The sequence below is a fragment of the Phycicoccus mangrovi genome (assembly GCF_018729305.1).
In the GTDB taxonomy this organism is placed as follows: Bacteria; Actinomycetota; Actinomycetes; order Actinomycetales; family Dermatophilaceae; genus Phycicoccus; species Phycicoccus jejuensis.
This window is the reverse complement of sequence record NZ_JAHHWP010000017.1, coordinates 81,943-99,291: the sequence shown is the minus strand read 5'-3', so window position 1 is coordinate 99,291 and position 17,349 is coordinate 81,943. Positions and strand designations below refer to the sequence as shown.

Sequence of the window (17,349 nt, the reverse complement as noted above, 5' to 3'; positions counted from 1 at the left end):
CGCCCGTGAAGGTCGTCCTCGGGGTCGCCGGGGGCATCGCCGCCTACAAGGCGTGCTCGCTCCTGCGCCTGCTCTCCGAGGCCGGCCACGACGTCACCGTCGTCCCCACCGCCTCCGCCCTCCACTTCGTCGGCGAGGCGACGTGGGCGGCGCTGTCGGGCAAGCCGGTCCACACCGACGTGTGGTCCGACATCACCGAGGTCCCGCACGTGCGCATCGGCCAGGAGGCCGACCTCGTCGTCGTCGCCCCGGCCACGGCCGACCTGCTCGCGCGGGCGGCCACCGGCCAGGCCGACGACCTGCTGACCAACGTCCTGCTCACCGCGCGGTGCCCGGTCGTCATGGCCCCGGCCATGCACACCGAGATGTACGAGCACCCGGCGACGCAGGCGAACATCGCCACCCTCACCGAGCGCGGCGTGCACGTCGTGCCGCCGGCGTCGGGGCGGCTGACCGGCCGCGACACCGGCCCGGGGCGCCTGCCCGAGCCGGAGCAGCTCTTCGAGGTCTGCGTGCGCGAGCTCGCGCGGGGCGCCGGGGGAGCGGTGTCGGCGGGTGCCGAGGCCGCTCCGGCTCCCCGGGGTGACCTCGCGGGCCGGCGCGTCGTCGTCACCGCCGGTGGCACCCGCGAGCCGCTGGACCCCGTCCGCTACCTCGGCAACCGGTCCTCCGGCAAGCAGGGGTACGCCCTCGCCGCCGTCGCGGCAGGGCGCGGCGCCGAGGTCGTCCTCGTCTCCGCCGCCTCGCTCGAGGCCCCCGCCGGGGTGCGGGTCGTCCGCGTCGAGACGGCCCTCGAGATGGAGGCCGCCGTGCGCACCGAGGCGGCCGAGGCCGACGTCGTCGTCATGGCGGCGGCCGTCGCCGACTTCCGGCCGTCGAGCTACGCCGACCACAAGATCAAGAAGACGCACGAGCCCGGTGCCGACGGGAGCGCGGACGAGTCCGCGCCGGTCGTCACCCTGGTGCGCAACCCCGACATCCTCGCCGGCCTCGTCGCCTCGCGCGGTGCAGCGGCGTTGCCGGTCGTCGTCGGGTTCGCCGCCGAGACCGGCGACGAGAGCGCCTCGGTGCTCGAGCACGGGCGCGCCAAGCTCGCCCGCAAGGGCTGCGACGTCCTCGTCGTCAACGAGGTCGGCGCCGACGTGACGTTCGGCAAGGACGACAACACCGTGCACGTCCTGCGCCGGGGGAGCGACGCCGTCCTCGACGTCGGTCCGGTCACGAAGACCGCGGTCGCGCAGGCCGTCTGGGACGTCGTCACCGACCTCCTCTGACCGGTCGGTCTGCAGCCCCGCGGCACCGGCGTCCAGTCTCACCCGTCGAGTGAACAGGACACGCCGCCTGCGCTGGTGCGCACGCGGCGTGTTCTGTTCACTCGACGGGTCGAACGGGTCGGTCAGCGGCGGGCGCCGGCCTTCTTGCCGCGGGGGCCCTTGGCCGCGGGCTGCGCGTCGGCCTCGGCGTCCTCCGCCTCGACCTCCTCGTCGATTTCGGGCTCGGTCTCCTCGACGTCCTCCGGCTCGGTCTCGGCGTCCGGCTCCTGCGCCTCGACGGGCTGCGCGTCGGCGTCGGTCTCGTGGACCTCCTCGACGGCGACGTCGTCGACCGCGACCTCGTCGGGCTCCGGCTCCGCGGCGGGGGCGGGCTCCTCGACGGCCCCGACGGCCGCCGGGCCGCCGAGCGTCGCGAGCATGTTGCGGACGTTGGAGAGCTGGGCCGTGATGCTGTCGCGCCGGGCGGTCGCGGCGGCCAGCTCGCGCTCGGAGTCGCGCCGCACACGGTCGGCCTGCTCCTTGGCGGTGCGGACGAGGGCGGCGGCCTCGGCCCGCGCCGCCTCGAGGACACGGGCGGCCTCGCCGGTCTTCGCGGCGTGGTCCTCCTCGGACTCGCGGGCGAGCAGGTCGGCGCGCTCCTGCACGGCGGCGAGGGCGTCGTCCTGGGCGGCGATCTGCGCGTTGAACTCGGCCGCGGCGGCCTCGCGGCGCTCGCCGAGCGTCTTCTCGAAGTCCGCGGCCTGCTGCGCGGTGCGGGCCCGCTGCTGCTCGTAGTAGGCCTCGGCCTCCTCGCGCCGGGCGGCGGCCTCGCGGGCCGCGTCGTCGACGATCGCGTCGGCCTCGGCCTTCGCCTGCGCGACGACCTGGGCCGCGGCGGCGTCGGCCCGGCCGCGCACCTCCTCGGCGTAGCGGTCGGCCTCGGCCCGCGCCAGCGCGGACTCCTCGGTGGCGACGCGCCGGGCCTCGTCGGCGTCGGCGGTCGCGGCGGCGCGGATGGCGCCGGCCTCCTCGTCGGCGAGCCCGAGCATCGTCCCGATGCGCTCGCCGAGGTCGGCGTAGGTCGGGCTGGACGCCTTGCGCGCGTCCTCCTCGAGGGCGGCGAGCCGGGAGCGGTGCTCCTCGAGCTGCGCCGCAGCCGCCTCGTGGTCCTGGCGCGCCTTGGTCAGCTGCACCGAGGTCTCGGCGGCCTCCTGCCGCGCCGACTCCGACTCCTGGCGAGCGGTGTCGACGGCCTGGTGCAGGGCGGCGAGGTGGGCGTCGACCTGCACCGGGTCGTAGCCGCGGAAGACGGTCGGGAACTCGGGCTGCGTCATGAGGACTCCTCGTCGGGGGTGGGGGCGTCGGTGCTCGGGGATGGCTCGTCGTGCACGTCCAGTGCCTCGATGACCCCCGTGAGACGGCTCAGCTGGGTGGTGATGGCGTCACGCCGCGCGGCGAGTGTATGCACCTCGGCGCGGGCCCGTTCGACGGCGGCGTGGGCCTCGGCGCGGACGAGGTCGGCCCGGGCGCGGGCCTCGTCCGAGAGCCGGGTGATCTCGGCCCGGGCCGCCCGGTGCGACTCGTGGGCCTCGCGCTGCATGCGCTCGACGTCGGCGGCGACCTCGTGGCGGACGCGGCGCGCGCCCTCCTCGGCGTCGGCGACGCGGCGCTCGGCCCGGTCCGTGGCCTCGGCCTCACGCCGGCGCGCCTCCTCGAGGATCCGCTCGGACTCGCGCGCCGCGGCCTCCCGGGTCCGCTCCGCGTCGGCACGGGCCTCGGCGAGCACGCTCTCGGCGAGCTCGCGCATCCGGCGGGCCGCGGCGTCGGCCTCGGCCAGCCGGTCGCGGCTCTTGGCTCCGGCGCTGCCGAGGAGGGTCTGGACGCGCTGCCGGTGGGCGCGGGTGCGGTCGACGATCTCGGCGTGGTGCTCGCGGGTGCGGCGCTCGCGCTCCTCCTCGGTGCGGGCGAGGACCTCGCGGACGGTGCCCTGGGCCCACGCGAGGTGCCGCTCGGCCGCCTCGACGACGGACGCGGCCTCCGCCTCCGCCTCCGCGGCCAGCCGGGTCGCCTCCCGCTGCGCGTCCTCGACGAGCAGCTCGGCCTCGACCTGCGCGCCCCGCTCGCGCGTGGTGAGCTCGGCCATCCGGCGGGCGACCTCGGTCTCGGCCTCCTCGCGGTGGCGGACGGCGAACGCCTCGGCCTCCCCGCGCAGCGACGTCAGCTCGGTGTGCGTGGACTCCCGTAGGGCCTCGAGCTCGGCGGCGTGCGCCGCGTGCTCGGCCTGCCAGCGCTCCTGGTGCGCCCGCTCGTCCTCGGCGAGCCGGGCCATCGTCGTGTCGTGCTGCGACCGGGCCGCGCCCAGCAGCTCGGCCGCGCGCTCCTCGGCCTCCCGGAGCAGCGTGGCGGCCTGTTCCTCGGCGAGGCCGATCGCCTCGTCGCTCACCTTGGTCGCCCGCTCACGGAGCAGGGCCGCCTGGTCGGCGGCGTCGGCGAGCAGGATCTCGACCTCGGCGCGGGTCTCCGCGAGGCGCTGGTCGGACTCGGCGCGGGCGTCCTCGAGCCGGGCGGTCAGCGACGCCAGCTCGTGGGCGGCGTCGGCGCTCTCGCCGCGGATGCGGGCCGCCTCCTCGCGCGCGGCGCCCAGCTCGCGGCCGGCGTCCGCCCGCAGCTGGTCGGCGAGCTCCTGCGCGCGCGTGAGGAGCGAGAGCGCCTCGTCGACCGGGCCCGCGGGCACGGACGCGTCGCTCTCGGCGCGCACCGGCTCGTCGTGGATCCCCTCGGACACGCGCGCCATGATTCCACGACCGTGGCCGGAACCCGGACCGGACCCGTCCCGGATCTTACGGACCGGTATCTTGGGCCGGGCGTGCCCGCGCCGATCCGGGGGCACGCTCGCCCATCAAAGGAGTTGCCGCGTGTCCGCACGCCTGTTCACGTCCGAGTCGGTCACCGAGGGTCACCCGGACAAGATCTGCGACCAGATCTCCGACAGCATCCTCGACGCCATGCTCGAGCAGGACCCGCACAGCCGGGTCGCCGTCGAGACGATGGTGACGACCGGTCTCGTCCACGTGGCGGGTGAGGTCACGACCGAGGCGTACGTCGAGATCCCGCGCATCGTCCGCGAGACGGTGCTCGGCATCGGCTACGACAGCTCGACGAAGGGCTTCGACGGCGCCTCGTGCGGTGTCGAGGTGTCCATCGGCCAGCAGAGCCCGGACATCGCGCAGGGCGTCGACACCGCGTTCGAGAACCGCAGCGGCGGCGTCGACCCCAAGGACAAGCAGGGCGCCGGCGACCAGGGCCTGATGTTCGGCTACGCCTGCGACGACACCCCGGAGCTCATGCCGCTGCCGATCTACCTCGCGCACCGGCTGTCCGAGCGCCTCACCGCGGTCCGGAAGGACGGCGGGCTCTCCTACCTGCGTCCTGACGGCAAGACCCAGGTCACGATCGCCTACGACGGCGACACGGCCGTCTCGCTCGACGCCGTCGTCCTCTCGACGCAGCACGCCGAGGACGTCAGCCTCGAGGGCCTGCTCCAGCCCGACATCCGCGCGCACGTCATCGAGCCGGTCCTCGCCGAGCTCGCCGACGGCGGCACGGACCTGCGCACCGACTCCTACCGCACCTACATCAACCCCACCGGCAAGTTCGTCATCGGTGGCCCGATGGGTGACGCCGGCCTGACCGGCCGCAAGATCATCGTCGACACCTACGGCGGGATGGCCCGCCACGGCGGTGGCGCGTTCTCGGGCAAGGACCCGTCGAAGGTCGACCGCTCGGCCGCGTACGCCACCCGCTGGGTCGCGAAGAACGTCGTCGCCGCGGGCCTGGCCCGCCGCTGCGAGGTCCAGGTCGCCTACGCCATCGGCGTCGCGCAGCCGGTCGGCCTCTACGTCGAGACCTTCGGCACCGAGACCGCCCCGGTGGAGAAGATCCAGGACGCGATCCGCCGCGTCTTCGACCTGCGCCCGCTCGCGATCCTCGAGGACCTCGACCTGCTCCGCCCCATCTACCAGCCGACCGCCGCGTACGGCCACTTCGGGCGCACCGCGGTCGAGGGCGTCGAGAACGCCTTCACCTGGGAGCGCACCGACCGCGTCGAGGCGCTGCAGCGCGCGGTGGCCGGCTGACCGGCCGCTCGTCCACAGCCGGAGCCCGCCGCCCCCGAGGGGGTCGACGGGCTCCGCTAGGTTCGGGGCCGTGAGCGGGACGGAGGAGGCGGGGGAGCAGCTGGCCCTCCTCGCCGGTGCCCGGCCCGCCCGCCCGCGCCTGCGCGGCGAGGACCCGCCGGCGCAGGAGCGCCCGGTCGCGCTCGTCCAGGTCGACACCGGCCTGGCCCACCTCGACCGGCCGTTCGAGTACGTCGTCCCCGCGTCGATGGCGCAGGGCGCGGTCCCCGGGGCCCGGGTCAAGGTGCGCTTCGCCGGGCAGGACCTCGACGGCTGGGTCCTCGAGCGTCGCGACGAGGCCGAGCACACCGGGCGGCTCAGCCCGCTGCGGCGGCTCGTCTCGCCCGAGCCGGTCCTCACCCCGGCCGTCCTCGACGCGGCGCGCGCCGTGGCCCGGCGGTACGCGGGCACCCTCGGCGACGTCCTGCGCCTCGCGGTGCCCCCGCGGCACGCCCGGGCCGAGCAGGCCCTCGCGACGGAGCCGCCCGAGCACCCCGCCCTCCCGGAGGCGTCCGCCGCGGCGTGGTCGCCGTACCCGGCGGGCGAGGCCTTCCTCGCGCGGCTGCGCGCCGGGGGCGACCCCGGCGCCGCGGTCCTCGCCCTGCCGGCGACCGACCCGTCGCGGGCCTGGCCGGCCCTGATCGCCGAGGCGGTGCGGGCCACGGTCGAGGGCGGGCGCGGGGCGGTCGTCGTCGTGCCGGACCACCGCGACGTCGTGCGCACGGAGGCCGCGCTCGTCGCGGCGCTCGGTCCGGGTCGGCACACCCGGCTCACCGCCGACCAGGGCCCGCAGGCCCGCTACACCGCCTTCCTCAAGGCGCTGCGCGGCCACGTGCCGGTGGTCGTCGGCACCCGCGCGGCGGCCTTCGCCCCGGTCGCGGACCTCGGGCTGGTCGTCTGGTGGGACGACGGCGACGACCTGCTCGACGAGCCGCGCGCCCCGTACCCGCACGTCCGTGAGGTGCTGCTCGCCCGGGCGGCGCGCGAGGGTGCGGCCGTGCTCGCCGCGAGCCACGTACGCTCCGCGGCGGTCGCGGACCTCGTGGCGTCCGGGCGGCTCACGGTCGTCGAGGCGCCGCGGCGGGCGGTGCGCGACGCCGTGCCGGCGGTCCGGGTCGCGGGGGAGGGCGCCGACGTCGAGCGCGACCCCGCGGTCGCGGCGGCCCACCTGCCGAGCGTGGCCTGGCGCGCCGCGAAGGAGGCGCTGGCGGCGGGTCCGGTCCTCGTCCAGGTGCCGCGGCGCGGGTACCTGCCGTCGCTCTCGTGCCAGGACTGCCGGCGACCCGCGCGCTGCCGGGTGTGCTCCGGCCCGCTCGGGCTCACCGGTCCGCAGGGGCCGCCCGCGTGCCGCTGGTGCGGCCGCGTCGAGACCGCCTTCTCGTGCCCCAGCTGCTCCGGCACGCGGCTGCGCTCGTCGGTCGTCGGTGCCCGCCGGACCGCCGAGGAGCTCGGGCGCGCCTTCCCCGGCGTCCCGGTGGAGCGCTCGGGCGCGGGCACGGTGCTCGACGCGGTCGAGGGCACCCCGCGCCTCGTCGTCGCGACGCCCGGCGCGGAACCGGTGGCCGAGGGTGGGTACGCCGCCGCCCTCCTCCTCGACGCGTGGGCCCTGCTCGACCGGCCCACGCTCGACGCGGGGGAGGAGGCGCTGCGCCGGTGGTGCTCCGCCGCCGCGCTCGTGCGGCCGGCGGCCGCCGGCGGACGTGTCGTGCTGGCGGGCGCACCGCTGCACGTCACCGTCCCCGCGGTCGAGGCCCTCGTGCGCTGGGACCCCGCGTGGTTCGCCGAGCGCGAGCTGGCCGAGCGGCGCGAGCTCTCGCTGCCCCCGACGGCGCGCGTCGCGGCGCTGACGGGCACCCGGGCCGCCCTCGCGGGGGCGCTCGAGGAGCTCACGCTGCCGGAGGGTGGCACGGTGCTCGGGCCGCTGCCGCACGGCGAGCAGCGCTGGCGCGCCCTCGTCACGGTGCCGACCGGCGCCGGGCCGGAGCTGACGAGCGGGCTCGCCGCCCTGCGGGCGAGGGCGTCGGCCCGCAAGGACCCCGACCCGGTCACCGTGCGGGTCGACCCGCGCGACCCCGCCGGCTGACCGGCGGCGCCATCCGCCCTCCTAGACTCGCCGGGTGCGCCTCGTCCTCGCCGGAACCCCCGACACCGCCGTCCCGTCGCTGCGGGCGCTGCTCGCCTCGCGCCACGAGGTGGCCGCCGTCGTCACCCGCCCGGACGCGCGCGCGGGCCGGGGCCGGACGCTGCACCCGTCGCCGGTCAAGGAGGTCGCGCTCGAGCACGGCCTCGAGGTGCTCACCCCGGGCCGTCCCGGCGACCCCGACTTCCTCGACCGGCTGCGCGAGATCGCCCCCGACTGCTGCCCGGTCGTGGCCTACGGCGCGCTCCTGCCCCGGCCGGCGCTCGACGTGCCGCGGCACGGCTGGGTCAACCTCCACTTCTCGCTGCTGCCCGCGTGGCGTGGCGCCGCCCCGGTGCAGCGCGCCGTCATGGCCGGGGACGAGGTGACCGGGGCCAGCACGTTCGTCATCGAGGAGGGTCTCGACACCGGGCCGGTGCTCGGCACGGTGACGGAGCCGGTGCGCCCCACCGACACCGCGGGGACGCTGCTCGAGCGGCTGGCCGGCATCGGCGCCGGGCTGCTCGTCGCGACGATGGACGGCCTCGAGGACGGCTCGCTGCGCGGCGTGCCGCAACCCGAGGACGGCGTCAGCCACGCCCCCAAGCTGACGGTGGCCGAGTGCGAGGTGCGCTGGTCGCTGCCCGCCCACCTCGTCGACCGCCAGGTGCGCGGCGCCACGCCCAACCCCGGCGCGTGGAGCACGTTCCGGGGCGAGCGGCTCGGGATCGGCCCCTTCGCCACCGCCGACCTGCCTCCGGACGTGCCGGCGCTCGCGGCGGGCGAGCTGCACGCCACGAAGCGCGCGCTGCTCGTGGGCACCGCCTCGGGCCCGGTCGTGCTCGGCGAGGTGCGTCCCCAGGGCAAGCGCGCGATGGCCGCCGCCGACTGGGCCCGCGGGGTGCGGATCGCGCAGGGGGAGCGGCTGGGCTGACGGGCCCGGGCGTGCTCAGCCCCCGGGCAGGGGCTGCTCCGGCAGCGGCCCGAGCCCGGCGAGGGCGGGCAGCCAGGGGGTGACGTCACCCCGGACGACGAGGGCGCGCACCTCGTCGGCCGTCCGGCGCGCGGTGACGGCCCGCAGCAGGTCGACGGTGTCGGCGCGCAGGAGGACCGCAGCGTCCTCCGGTCGTCCGGAGGTGACGCGGACGCGGGCGCCGTCGTCCAGCCCGAGCGGGGGCAGTCCGTCGCCGGCCTGCGCGACGCGGCCGAGCATCCGGTCGAGGACGATCTCGACGCCGGCGCCCGAGCGGCCGCCCGGCTCGCCGAGCGCACCGCGCAGGTCGTGCTCGTGGATGATGACGTCGCCGAGGGGCCGCGTGCCGTGGGCCGTCATCCACTGCACGAGGTCCGGTGCGAGGGAACGCCACTCGTCGACGAGTGTGCCGACGTCGCGGCCCCGGCGCGCCTCCACCTGGGCGGCCGTCCACTCCTCGCCGTGGTCGTCCGGCTCGTTGCCGTCGAGCACGTCGGCGCCGAGGCCGACCATGTGCGAGAGCAGGTCGCGGGCGCTCCAGGCGGGCGTGGCGGGTACTCGGACCTCCATCCGCTCGTCACCGACCGCGAGCACGAGGGCGCAGACGCGCTCGTGCGCCTCGCGCCAGGCCGCGACGGCCGCGTCGGTGGTCCCGGTGGTCATCGGGCCTCCAGTGCCGCGAGGTCGCGCTCGGCGTAGCGCCGGTGCCACCACTCCTCGGTGAGGATGGTCAGCAGGCACTCGCGCACCGGGAAGGCCTCCGGCTCGGGCCAGCCCGGCGCGTCGACCGGCACGGTGTCGCGGGCGAGGTCGTCGTCGGTGAGCGTCGCCAGGTGCGCCCGGACCCGGTCGGCGCGGTCACCGCGCAGGGCGAGCGCCACGTCGAGGTCGGGCCGGGCGTCCCGGTCGGCGGTGAACGCGTCGGTGTCGGGGGCCTCCTCCCACGGCAGGGAGAGCGGGTCCCAGGGCGCGGGGTCGCCCTGGACCGCGCGCAGCAGCCAGCACTCCGTCGCGAAGGCGAGGTGACGCAGCGTGTCGACGAACGACCACTCGCCGTCGACGCGCTCGTGCAGGAGGGCGGGGTCGAGACGGCGGGCCCGCTCCACCGTCCCGGCCCACAGGTCCTCGAGGACGTCCCACGCGTGCCGGAAGCCGTCGGCGTCGGTCGGCCGGATGTCCGCGTGCCCCGGTGCGGTCCGGTCGAGCTCGGCGACGACGAGCGGGGCGACGTCGACGCCGTTGACGACGAGCCGGCCGATCTCGCCGCTCACCTCGAGACCCTCGACGTACGCGCCCCGGACCCGCACGTCGGCGAGCAGGATGTCGCGCAGGAGCATCCCGGAGAGGTCGGCGGAGCGCAGTCGCGCCCCTCGCAGGCGGACCTGCTCGGCGGTGGCGCCGCTCAGGTCGACGCGCCGCGCGCTCGTCCCGGAGAGGTCGAGGCCCTCGTGGTCCACGGTGTCCATGGGCCCACGCTAGGGGTGGATGCGGACGAGCGGCGTCCGCTGCCCCGACCGGCCGCCGGTAGCCTGCTGCGGTGCCCGACCGACCCACCCGCCCCCACGGCCGCGGCCCGCGGCAGCGCTCCCGGACCGCCCCCGCGCAGCGCACCCGCGCCGCCGAACCCACCCGCTTCGCCGCCTACACGCTCCTCCGGGCGGTCGCCGAGGGCGCGTACGCCAACCTCGAGCTGCCGCAGATCCTGCGCCGTCGCCGGCTCGAGGGGCGCGACGCCGCCTTCACGACCGAGCTGGCGTTCGGGACGCTGCGCTGGCAGGGCCTCTACGACAAGGTGATCGAGGTCGCCGCCGGTCGCCCGGTGGAGCGGCTCGACCCGGCGGTCCTCGACGTCCTGCGCCTCGGCGTGCACCAGATGCTCGGGATGCGCGTCGCGCCCCACGCCGCGGCCGACCAGACCGTCGGGCTCGCCCGCACCGTCGCGAGCCAGGGGGCGGGCGGCCTCGTCAACGCGGTGCTGCGCCGGGTGGGGGAGCGCTCGCTCGAGGAGTGGGTCGAGGAGGTCGCCCCGCGCGACGGCGGGAGCGCCGCGCTCGCGGTGCGCCACTCGCACCCCGAGTGGGTCGTCAAGGCCCTGCGCGCCGCGCTCCTCGGGCACGGTCGCGCGACGCCCGAGACGGTCGACGCCGAGCTCGACGCCCTCCTCGCGGCCGACAACGTCCCGCCGGTCGTCCACCTCGTCGCGCGCCCCGGGCTCGCGACCGTCGAGGAGCTGCTCGAGGACGCCGACGCCGAGGCCAGCCCCGGCTCGCCCGTCGGCGCGGTGCTCCACGGCGGCGACCCCGGCCGCATCGCCGCGGTGCGCGACGGTCGGGCCGCGGTGCAGGACGAGGGGTCGCAGCACCTCGCGCTCGCGCTGGCCGCGGTCGACGTGCCCGACGACGCCCCGGCCCGCTGGCTCGACCTGTGCGCCGGCCCCGGTGGCAAGGCCGGCGTGCTCGGGGCCCTGGCGCTGCAGCGTGGCGCGGACCTCACGGCCGTCGAGGTCAGCGAGCACCGGGCCGACCTCGTGCGCTCGAGCCTCGCCGCCCTCACCCGGCGTGCCGAGGACGCCGGACGCTCCGTCGAGGTCCGCACCGCCGACGGCCGCGAGATCGGCGAGGACGAACCCGCCTCCTACGCAAAAGTGCTCGTCGACGCGCCGTGCACCGGGCTCGGTGCGCTGCGCCGCCGGGCCGAGGCGCGCTGGCGGCGGACCCCCGCCGACCTGGCCTCGCTCGGACCCCTCCAGCGCTCGCTCCTCGCGTCCGCGCTCGACGCCGTCGCGCCCGGCGGGGTCGTCGCCTACGCGACGTGCAGCCCGCACGTGGCCGAGACGCGGTTCGTCGTCGGTGACGTCGTCAAGAAGCGCGACGACGTCGAGGTCATCGACGCCCGCCCGTTCGTGCGCGACGCCGCGGGCGAGCAGCTGGCCGAGCTGGGTGACGGTCCGTACGTGCAGCTGTGGCCGCACGTGCACGGCACCGACGCGATGTTCCTCGCCTTCCTGCGCAAGCGGGCGGATGCCTGACCCGGCCGGGTCCGGGCCACCGGGGCACCTCGCTAGGGTGGCGGGCGTGCAGATCTCGCCCTCGATCCTCTCGGCCGACTTCGCCAACCTCCAGTCCGAGCTCGAGGCGATCGCCACGGCCGACTGGGCGCACGTCGACGTCATGGACAACCACTTCGTCCCCAACCTGACGCTCGGCCCGCCGGTCGTCGAGGCGCTGCTCAAGGTCTCGCCGGTCCCGCTCGACTGCCACCTGATGATCGAAAACCCGGACCGCTGGGCGCCGGGGTACGCCGAGGCGGGGGCGCAGTCGGTGACCTTCCACGTCGAGGCCGCCACCGACCCAATCGCCACGGCCCGAGCCATCCGCGCCGCCGGCGCGCGGGCCGCGTTCGCCGTCAAGCCGGGCACCGACTTCGCCCCCTACGAGGACCTGCTCGCCGAGGTCGACATGGTGCTCGTCATGACCGTGGAGCCCGGCTTCGGCGGCCAGTCCTTCATGGCCGACCAGATGCCGAAGGTCCGCCAGGTCCGCGAGGCGGTGCGCCGGCGTGGTGGGGAGATCTGGGTGCAGGTCGACGGCGGCGTGTCCGCGGGCACGATCGAGCAGTGCGCCGAGGCCGGCGCCGACGTGTTCGTCGCCGGGTCGGCCGTCTACGGCAAGGAGTCGGCGGCCGACGCCGTCGCCGAGCTGCGCGCCCTGGCCGAGAAGCACCGGCACTGAGCGTGCCCCCCCTCGCCGAGCGCCTCGCGCAGGAGGACGGCTTCGCCGCCGACCTCGACCTGACCGAGGGGCTCGCTCCCGGCGAGGTGCTGGCCGGCGCCGAGCTCGAGGGCTGCCGCCTCAGCGGGGCGGTGCTCGAGCGAGCCGTCCTGCGCGACTGCACGTTCACCGACTGCACGTTCACCGGGTGTGACCTCTCGATGGTCGTCCTCGACGGCTCGCGCTTCACCGACTGCCGGTTCGTCGAGTGCAAGGCCCTCGGCGTCGTCTGGGGCCGGGCGGCGCCCGCCCCGCTCTCGACGCGGCCGTGGGACCTCGAGCGGTGCCGGCTCGACCTGGGCTCGTTCCGCGACGCCGCCGCCGCGGGGTCGCGGTTCGTGGACTGCTCGATGCGGGAGGTCGACCTCGCCGGTGCGGACCTGCGCCGCGCGACCCTCACCGGGTCCGACCTGGCCGGCGCGACCTTCGCCGGCACCGACCTGCGCGACGCCGACCTCGTCGGGGCCTCCGGCTACGTCGTCGACCCGATGGAGAACCGGGTGCGCGGGCTGCGCGTCGACGCGGTCGCGGCCGGTGGCATCCTCCGCGCGCTGGGGCTGGTCGTCGAGGGCTGACCCGACCGTGCGCGGGACGTCACACGGGACCTCGTGGCGGTCGCGCGGGTGAGGGCGCATAATGGCCGCATACGTGCTCCGGGGTCGGTGCAATTCCGAACCGGTGGTGACAGTCCACGACCCGACCGCAGCCAGCGGCCGGTTGACGCGGTGAAACTCCGCGACCGACGGTGAGAGTCCGGATGGGAGGCAGCACGTGTCGACGGGAGCAGTGTCCCGTCGGCGGTCGCCGTGACCGCGCACCGAGGTGTGCGCGAGCCGTCGACCCGTCCACCCGGAGCCCGACCGAGACCGGTTCGAGGCACGAGGACGGACACCGTGGAGCGAGACATCGCGCTGATGCGCCGGGCGCTCGATGCCGCCGTGCGCGGTCCCGAGGCCGACCCCAACCCCCGCGTCGGCTGCGTCGTCACCGACCGCGACGGCGAGGTCGTCGGCGTCGGCCACCACCGCGGCGCCGGCACGCCGCACGCCGAGGTCGACGCGCTCGCCCAGGCCGGGGCCGCCGCCCACGGCGGCACCGCCTACGTCACGCTCGAGCCGTGCGACCACACCGGGCGCACCGGCCCGTGCTCGCGCGCCCTCCTGGACGCCGGGGTGGCGCGGGTCGTCCACGCGGTGCCCGACCCGTCCGCCGAGGCCGCCGGCGGCGCCGAGCGGCTGGCGGCCGCCGGGGTCGCGGTGCAGGCCGGCGTCCTCGCCGAGGACGCCGAAGCGGTCAACCGCACCTGGCTGCACGCCCGGCGCGCCGGTCGGCCCTTCGTCACGTGGAAGGCCGCCGCCACCCTCGACGGGCGCTCGGCCGCGGCCGACGGCTCGAGCCGCTGGGTCACCGGGGAGGACGCACGGGCCGACGTCCACGCCCTGCGCGCCCGGTGCGGTGCGGTCCTCGTCGGCACCGGTACCGCGCTGGCCGACGACCCCGCCCTCACCGTCCGGGACGCCGACGGCCGCCCGGTCGGCCGCCAGCCCCTGCGCGTCGTCGTCGGCAAGCGCGACCTGCCCGACGGCGCCCGGCTCGCCGACGGCGCCGCCGAGACCCTGCACGTCCCGACGCACGACCCCGCCGCCGCCCTGGCGGCCGTGCACGCGCGCGGCGTCCACCACGTCCTGGTCGAGGGCGGGCCGACCCTCGCCGCCGCCTTCCTGCGGGCCGGCCTCGTCGACGAGGTCGTCGCCTACCTCGCCCCGGCCCTGCTCGGCGGCGGCCACCCCGTCGTCGGCGACCTCGGGGGCAGCTCGATCGGGGACGCCCTGCGCCTCGAGACCACCGACGTCACCGTCCTCGGTGGCGACGTCCGCATCACCGCCCGACCGCTGAGGAGCTGACCGTGTTCACCGGAATCGTCGAGGAGCTCGGCACCGTCGTCGCCCTGGACCGGGGCACCGACTCCGCCCGGCTCACCCTGCGGGGCCCGCTCGTCACCTCGGACGCGACGCACGGCGCCTCGATCGCCGTCAACGGGGTGTGCCTCACCGTCGTCGAGCACGGTGACGGCGAGTTCACCGTCGACGTCATGGCCGAGACCCTCCACCGCTCGAGCCTCGGCGCGCTCGCACCGGGCGACCGGGTCAACCTCGAACGGGCGATGGCCGCCTCGTCCCGGTTCGGCGGCCACGTCGTCCAGGGCCACGTCGACGGCACGACGACGATCACCGCCCGCGAGCCGGGGGAGCGCTGGGAGGTCGTGCGGTTCGGGCTGCCGGACGACCTCGCGCCCTACCTCGTCGAGAAGGGGTCGATCACCGTCGACGGGGTGTCCCTCACCGTCGTCGACGTGACGGACGGGTCGTTCTCGGTCTCGCTCATCCCGACGACGCTCGACCTGACCACGCTGGGGCACAAGGGGGTCGGCGACCCCGTCAACCTCGAGGTCGACGTCCTCGCCAAGTACGTCGAGCGCCTGCTGGCCACCCGGTTCGCCCCGACGGAGGTGGCCCGGTGAGCGCCGGCCCCGGTCCCGCCCCGACCCTCGCCTCGGTCGAGGAGGCCCTCGACGCCCTGCGCGCCGGCCGGCCGGTGCTCGTCGTCGACGACGCCGACCGCGAGAACGAGGGCGACGTCGTCCTCGCCGCCGAGACCCTCGACCCGTCGTGGACCGCGTGGGCGGTGCGCCACAGCTCGGGCTACCTCTGCGCGCCGATGCCCGAGGAGACGGCCGACCGGCTCGGCCTGCCGTTGATGGTCCGCGACAACGCCGACCCGCTCGGGACCGCCTACACGGTGACCGTCGACGCCGCGGTCGGCGTGACGACCGGCATCTCGGCCGCCGACCGCACCCGGACGGCGCGCGTCCTCGCCGACCCGGCCTCGACGCCGACCGACCTGCGCCGGCCCGGGCACGTCGTGCCGCTGCGCGCCCGCGCCGGCGGCGTGCTCGTCCGGCCCGGGCACACCGAGGCGACCGTCGACCTCTGCCGGCTCGCGGGGCTGGAGCCGGTCGGGGTCATCGGCGAGCTCGTCGAGGACGACGGCACGATGACCCGCCTCGACGGCGTGCTCGCGCTCGGCGCGCGCCACGACCTGCCGGTGCTCGCCATCGCCGACCTCGTCGCGTGGCGCCAGCGCCACGACCGCGTCGTCCGGGTCGCCGACACCGTCGTCCCGACGCCGCACGGCCGCTTCCGGGCGCTGGCCTACCGCGACGACGTGACGGGGGAGGAGCACCTGGCGCTCGTCAGCCCGCGGGGGCTCGGCACCGGCCCGGTGCTCACCCGCGTGCACTCCGAGTGCCTGACCGGCGACGTCCTCGGCTCGCAGCGCTGCGACTGCGGCCCGCAGCTGGACCGTGCGCTGGAGCGCGTCGGCGCCGAGGGCGGCCTCGTCGTCTACCTGCGCGGCCACGAGGGCCGCGGCGTCGGGCTCGCCGCCAAGCTGCGCGCCTACGAGCTGCAGGACCGCGGGCTCGACACCGTCGACGCCCAGCTCGAGCTCGGCCTGCCCGTCGACGCCCGCGACTACACGCCGGCCGCCGGCGTCCTCACCGACCTCGGCGTCGACGCGGTCCGGCTGCTCACGAACAACCCGGCCAAGGTCGAGGGCCTGCGCACCCACGGCATCGAGGTCCCGGCCGTCGAGCGGCTGCGCACGACGCCGCTGCCGACCAACAGCGAGTACCTGCGCACCAAGCGCGACCGGATGGGCCACGACCTCGTCGTCGACGCCCACGACCCCCGAGAGAACCCGAGGAGCACGGCATGAGCGGAGCAGGGTCCCCGAGCGTCGCGGCGGACGGGCGCGGCCTGCGGGTCGCGGTCGTCGCCGCGTCGTGGCACGACGCGGTGATGGACGGCCTCCTCGACGGCGCCCGCCGCGGGCTGGCCGAGTGCGGCGTCGAGGACCCCCTCGTCGTCCGCGTCCCCGGCACCGTCGAGCTGAGCGTGGCGTGCGCGCGCCTCGCCCCCGCGCACGACGCCCTCGTCGCGCTCGGGGTCGTCGTCCGCGGCGGCACGCCGCACTTCGACTACGTCTGCCAGAGCGCGACGGCCGGCCTCACCGACGTCGCCGTGCGCACCGGCGTGCCCGTCGGGTTCGGGGTCCTGACCTGCGACGACGACGCCCAGGCCCTCGACCGCGCCGGGCTGCCCGGCTCGCGCGAGGACAAGGGGCACGAGGCGGCCGTCGCGGCCGTCGCGGCCGCGGTCACCCTCCGCGACCTCGGCGCCCGTGCGCCGCTGCCCACCGCCGACCGACAGGACGGATGACGACCGTGCCCCTCCTCGCCGCCGCGGCCCAGCCGGGCCCGAACCTCTTCCAGCAGCTGCTCGACGCGAGCATCCCGATCGGGAGCTACCAGCTGCACTACCTCGAGGTCCTCGGGGTGCTCATCGGCATCGTCTCGGCGTGGTTCGGGATGCGGCGCGCCGTCTGGGCGTGGCCGGTCGGCATCGTCGCCAACGTCATCCTCTTCTTCGTCTACCTCGGCGCGCTGGTCGGGGCCGACCAGCGGATCCCCCTGCTCGGGCAGGTCGGGCGCCAGGTGTTCTTCATCGTCGTCAGCGTCTACGGCTGGGTGACGTGGGCCGCCCTGCGCCGCCGGCGCGGCGGGGGAGCGGCCCCGGCGGTCGACCCGCGCTGGATGACCGCCCGCGAGCGGGCCGTCGTCGTCGCCGGCTGGCTGCTGGGCACGGTGCTCGTGCACCAGGTCTTCCAGGCCATCCTCGACGCCAACCCCAACCCGTACTACACGCCGGCCTGGTGGTTCTCGTGGTGCGACGCGTGGATCTTCGTCGGCTCCGTCGTCGCGACCTACGCGATGGCCCGCGGCTGGAACGAGTTCTGGCTGGCCTGGATCGGCGTCGACCTCGTCGGGGTGCCGCTCGGCTTCGCGACCGGGTACGTGCCGACCTCCGTCATGTACGTCTTCTACGGGATGTTCGTCCTCTACGGCTTCTCGCAGTGGGTGCGGGTCACCCGCGCGGCCGGCGAGGCGGCGTCCCGCGACGACGTCGTGGCGCCCGTCGCCTGACCGGCGGTCGGACAC

Annotated in this window: 16 protein-coding genes and 1 riboswitch; of the genes, 12 read left to right on the top strand and 4 right to left on the bottom strand. The window is 76.8% G+C overall.

The genetic code is table 11. The features are described from left to right. The first annotated feature begins 5 nt into the window (after positions 1–5). Positions 6–1,274, top strand: a complete 1,269-nt coding sequence (gene coaBC / locus KMZ30_RS15995) for a bifunctional phosphopantothenoylcysteine decarboxylase/phosphopantothenate--cysteine ligase CoaBC (protein WP_215513663.1) — start codon at positions 6–8, stop codon at positions 1,272–1,274. A gap of 122 nt (positions 1,275–1,396) precedes the next feature. On the opposite strand, the gene KMZ30_RS15990 is transcribed toward coaBC, so the two are convergent. After that, the gene (locus KMZ30_RS15990) at positions 1,397–2,587 is read right to left on the bottom strand and encodes a DivIVA domain-containing protein (protein WP_215513664.1); all 1,191 of its coding nucleotides are present in this window, start codon (positions 2,585–2,587) and stop codon (positions 1,397–1,399) included. Continuing rightward, on the bottom strand, positions 2,584–4,038 hold the full coding sequence (locus KMZ30_RS15985; protein ID WP_215513665.1) for a coiled-coil domain-containing protein: 1,455 nt from the start codon (positions 4,036–4,038) through the stop codon (positions 2,584–2,586). The genes KMZ30_RS15990 and KMZ30_RS15985 overlap by 4 nt, the downstream gene beginning before the upstream one ends. Before the next feature lie 130 nt (positions 4,039–4,168). On the opposite strand from KMZ30_RS15985, the gene metK reads away from it, so the two are divergent. The 3 genes from metK (at position 4,169) to fmt (ending at position 8,481) form a co-directional block, all read left to right on the top strand. Beyond that, positions 4,169–5,389, top strand: a complete 1,221-nt coding sequence (metK, locus tag KMZ30_RS15980; protein ID WP_215513666.1) for a methionine adenosyltransferase — start codon at positions 4,169–4,171, stop codon at positions 5,387–5,389. A 70-nt stretch (positions 5,390–5,459) separates the two neighbouring features. Then, complete coding sequence (locus tag KMZ30_RS15975) at positions 5,460–7,511, top strand: primosomal protein N' family DNA-binding protein (RefSeq protein WP_215513667.1); 2,052 nt, start codon at positions 5,460–5,462, stop codon at positions 7,509–7,511. A 34-nt stretch (positions 7,512–7,545) separates the two neighbouring features. Further along, a complete protein-coding gene (gene fmt / locus KMZ30_RS15970) occupies positions 7,546–8,481 on the top strand; it encodes a methionyl-tRNA formyltransferase (protein WP_215513668.1) in 936 nt (311 codons plus the stop codon). A 15-nt stretch (positions 8,482–8,496) separates the two neighbouring features. Here fmt and KMZ30_RS15965 read toward each other — a convergent pair whose 3' ends face one another. Together KMZ30_RS15965 and KMZ30_RS15960 are read right to left on the bottom strand one after the other, a co-directional pair. After that, positions 8,497–9,183: a maleylpyruvate isomerase mycothiol-dependent enzyme family protein gene (locus tag KMZ30_RS15965; RefSeq protein WP_215513669.1), complete on the bottom strand. Its 687-nt coding sequence runs from the start codon at positions 9,181–9,183 to the stop codon at positions 8,497–8,499. Continuing rightward, positions 9,180–9,986 carry a DinB family protein gene (locus tag KMZ30_RS15960; protein WP_215513670.1) on the bottom strand — a complete coding sequence of 269 codons (807 nt, stop codon included), beginning with the start codon at positions 9,984–9,986 and terminating at the stop codon, positions 9,180–9,182. Before KMZ30_RS15960 ends, KMZ30_RS15965 begins: the two co-directional genes overlap by 4 nt. A 71-nt stretch (positions 9,987–10,057) precedes the next feature. On the opposite strand from KMZ30_RS15960, the gene KMZ30_RS15955 reads away from it, so the two are divergent. The 8 genes from KMZ30_RS15955 to pnuC all read left to right on the top strand — a co-directional run bounded on the left by KMZ30_RS15955 (position 10,058) and on the right by pnuC (position 17,334). Next, on the top strand, positions 10,058–11,548 hold the full coding sequence (locus KMZ30_RS15955) for an RsmB/NOP family class I SAM-dependent RNA methyltransferase (RefSeq protein WP_215513671.1): 1,491 nt from the start codon (positions 10,058–10,060) through the stop codon (positions 11,546–11,548). Between the two features lie 46 nt (positions 11,549–11,594). After that, entirely contained in the window at positions 11,595–12,251 is a 657-nt protein-coding gene (gene rpe / locus KMZ30_RS15950; protein WP_215520063.1) for a ribulose-phosphate 3-epimerase, read from the top strand. Between the two features lie 2 nt (positions 12,252–12,253). Next, positions 12,254–12,865, top strand: coding sequence for a pentapeptide repeat-containing protein (locus KMZ30_RS15945; RefSeq protein WP_215513673.1), 612 nt, complete (start codon positions 12,254–12,256; stop codon positions 12,863–12,865). A gap of 69 nt (positions 12,866–12,934) precedes the next feature. Beyond that, positions 12,935–13,065, top strand: a riboswitch (FMN riboswitch). A gap of 118 nt (positions 13,066–13,183) precedes the next feature. Continuing rightward, positions 13,184–14,194, top strand: coding sequence for a bifunctional diaminohydroxyphosphoribosylaminopyrimidine deaminase/5-amino-6-(5-phosphoribosylamino)uracil reductase RibD (gene ribD, locus KMZ30_RS15940; RefSeq protein WP_372447522.1), 1,011 nt, complete (start codon positions 13,184–13,186; stop codon positions 14,192–14,194). Positions 14,195–14,196: 2 nt separating this feature from the next. Further along, positions 14,197–14,811, top strand: a complete 615-nt coding sequence (locus KMZ30_RS15935) for a riboflavin synthase (protein ID WP_215513674.1) — start codon at positions 14,197–14,199, stop codon at positions 14,809–14,811. Next, positions 14,808–16,067 carry a 3,4-dihydroxy-2-butanone-4-phosphate synthase gene (gene ribB, locus KMZ30_RS15930; RefSeq protein WP_215513675.1) on the top strand — a complete coding sequence of 420 codons (1,260 nt, stop codon included), beginning with the start codon at positions 14,808–14,810 and terminating at the stop codon, positions 16,065–16,067. Before KMZ30_RS15935 ends, ribB begins: the two co-directional genes overlap by 4 nt. Then, positions 16,064–16,570, top strand: a complete 507-nt coding sequence (gene ribH / locus KMZ30_RS15925; protein ID WP_215513676.1) for a 6,7-dimethyl-8-ribityllumazine synthase — start codon at positions 16,064–16,066, stop codon at positions 16,568–16,570. The genes ribB and ribH overlap by 4 nt, the downstream gene beginning before the upstream one ends. After that, positions 16,567–17,334, top strand: coding sequence for a nicotinamide riboside transporter PnuC (gene pnuC, locus KMZ30_RS15920; RefSeq protein WP_215513677.1), 768 nt, complete (start codon positions 16,567–16,569; stop codon positions 17,332–17,334). The genes ribH and pnuC overlap by 4 nt, the downstream gene beginning before the upstream one ends. The last annotated feature ends 15 nt before the right edge of the window (positions 17,335–17,349 follow it).

What these genes read in the sequence shown, in the direction of transcription:
- KMZ30_RS15990 (WP_215513664.1), bottom strand. Translation starts at nt 2,587, where the DNA reads ATGACGCAGCCCGAGTTCCCGACCGTCTTCCGCGGCTACGACCCGGTG.
- KMZ30_RS15965 (WP_215513669.1), bottom strand. Translation starts at nt 9,183, where the DNA reads ATGACCACCGGGACCACCGACGCGGCCGTCGCGGCCTGGCGCGAGGCG.
- pnuC (WP_215513677.1), top strand. Translation starts at nt 16,567, where the DNA reads ATGACGACCGTGCCCCTCCTCGCCGCCGCGGCCCAGCCGGGCCCGAAC.
- ribH (WP_215513676.1), top strand. Translation starts at nt 16,064, where the DNA reads ATGAGCGGAGCAGGGTCCCCGAGCGTCGCGGCGGACGGGCGCGGCCTG.
- KMZ30_RS15960 (WP_215513670.1), bottom strand. Translation starts at nt 9,986, where the DNA reads ATGGACACCGTGGACCACGAGGGCCTCGACCTCTCCGGGACGAGCGCG.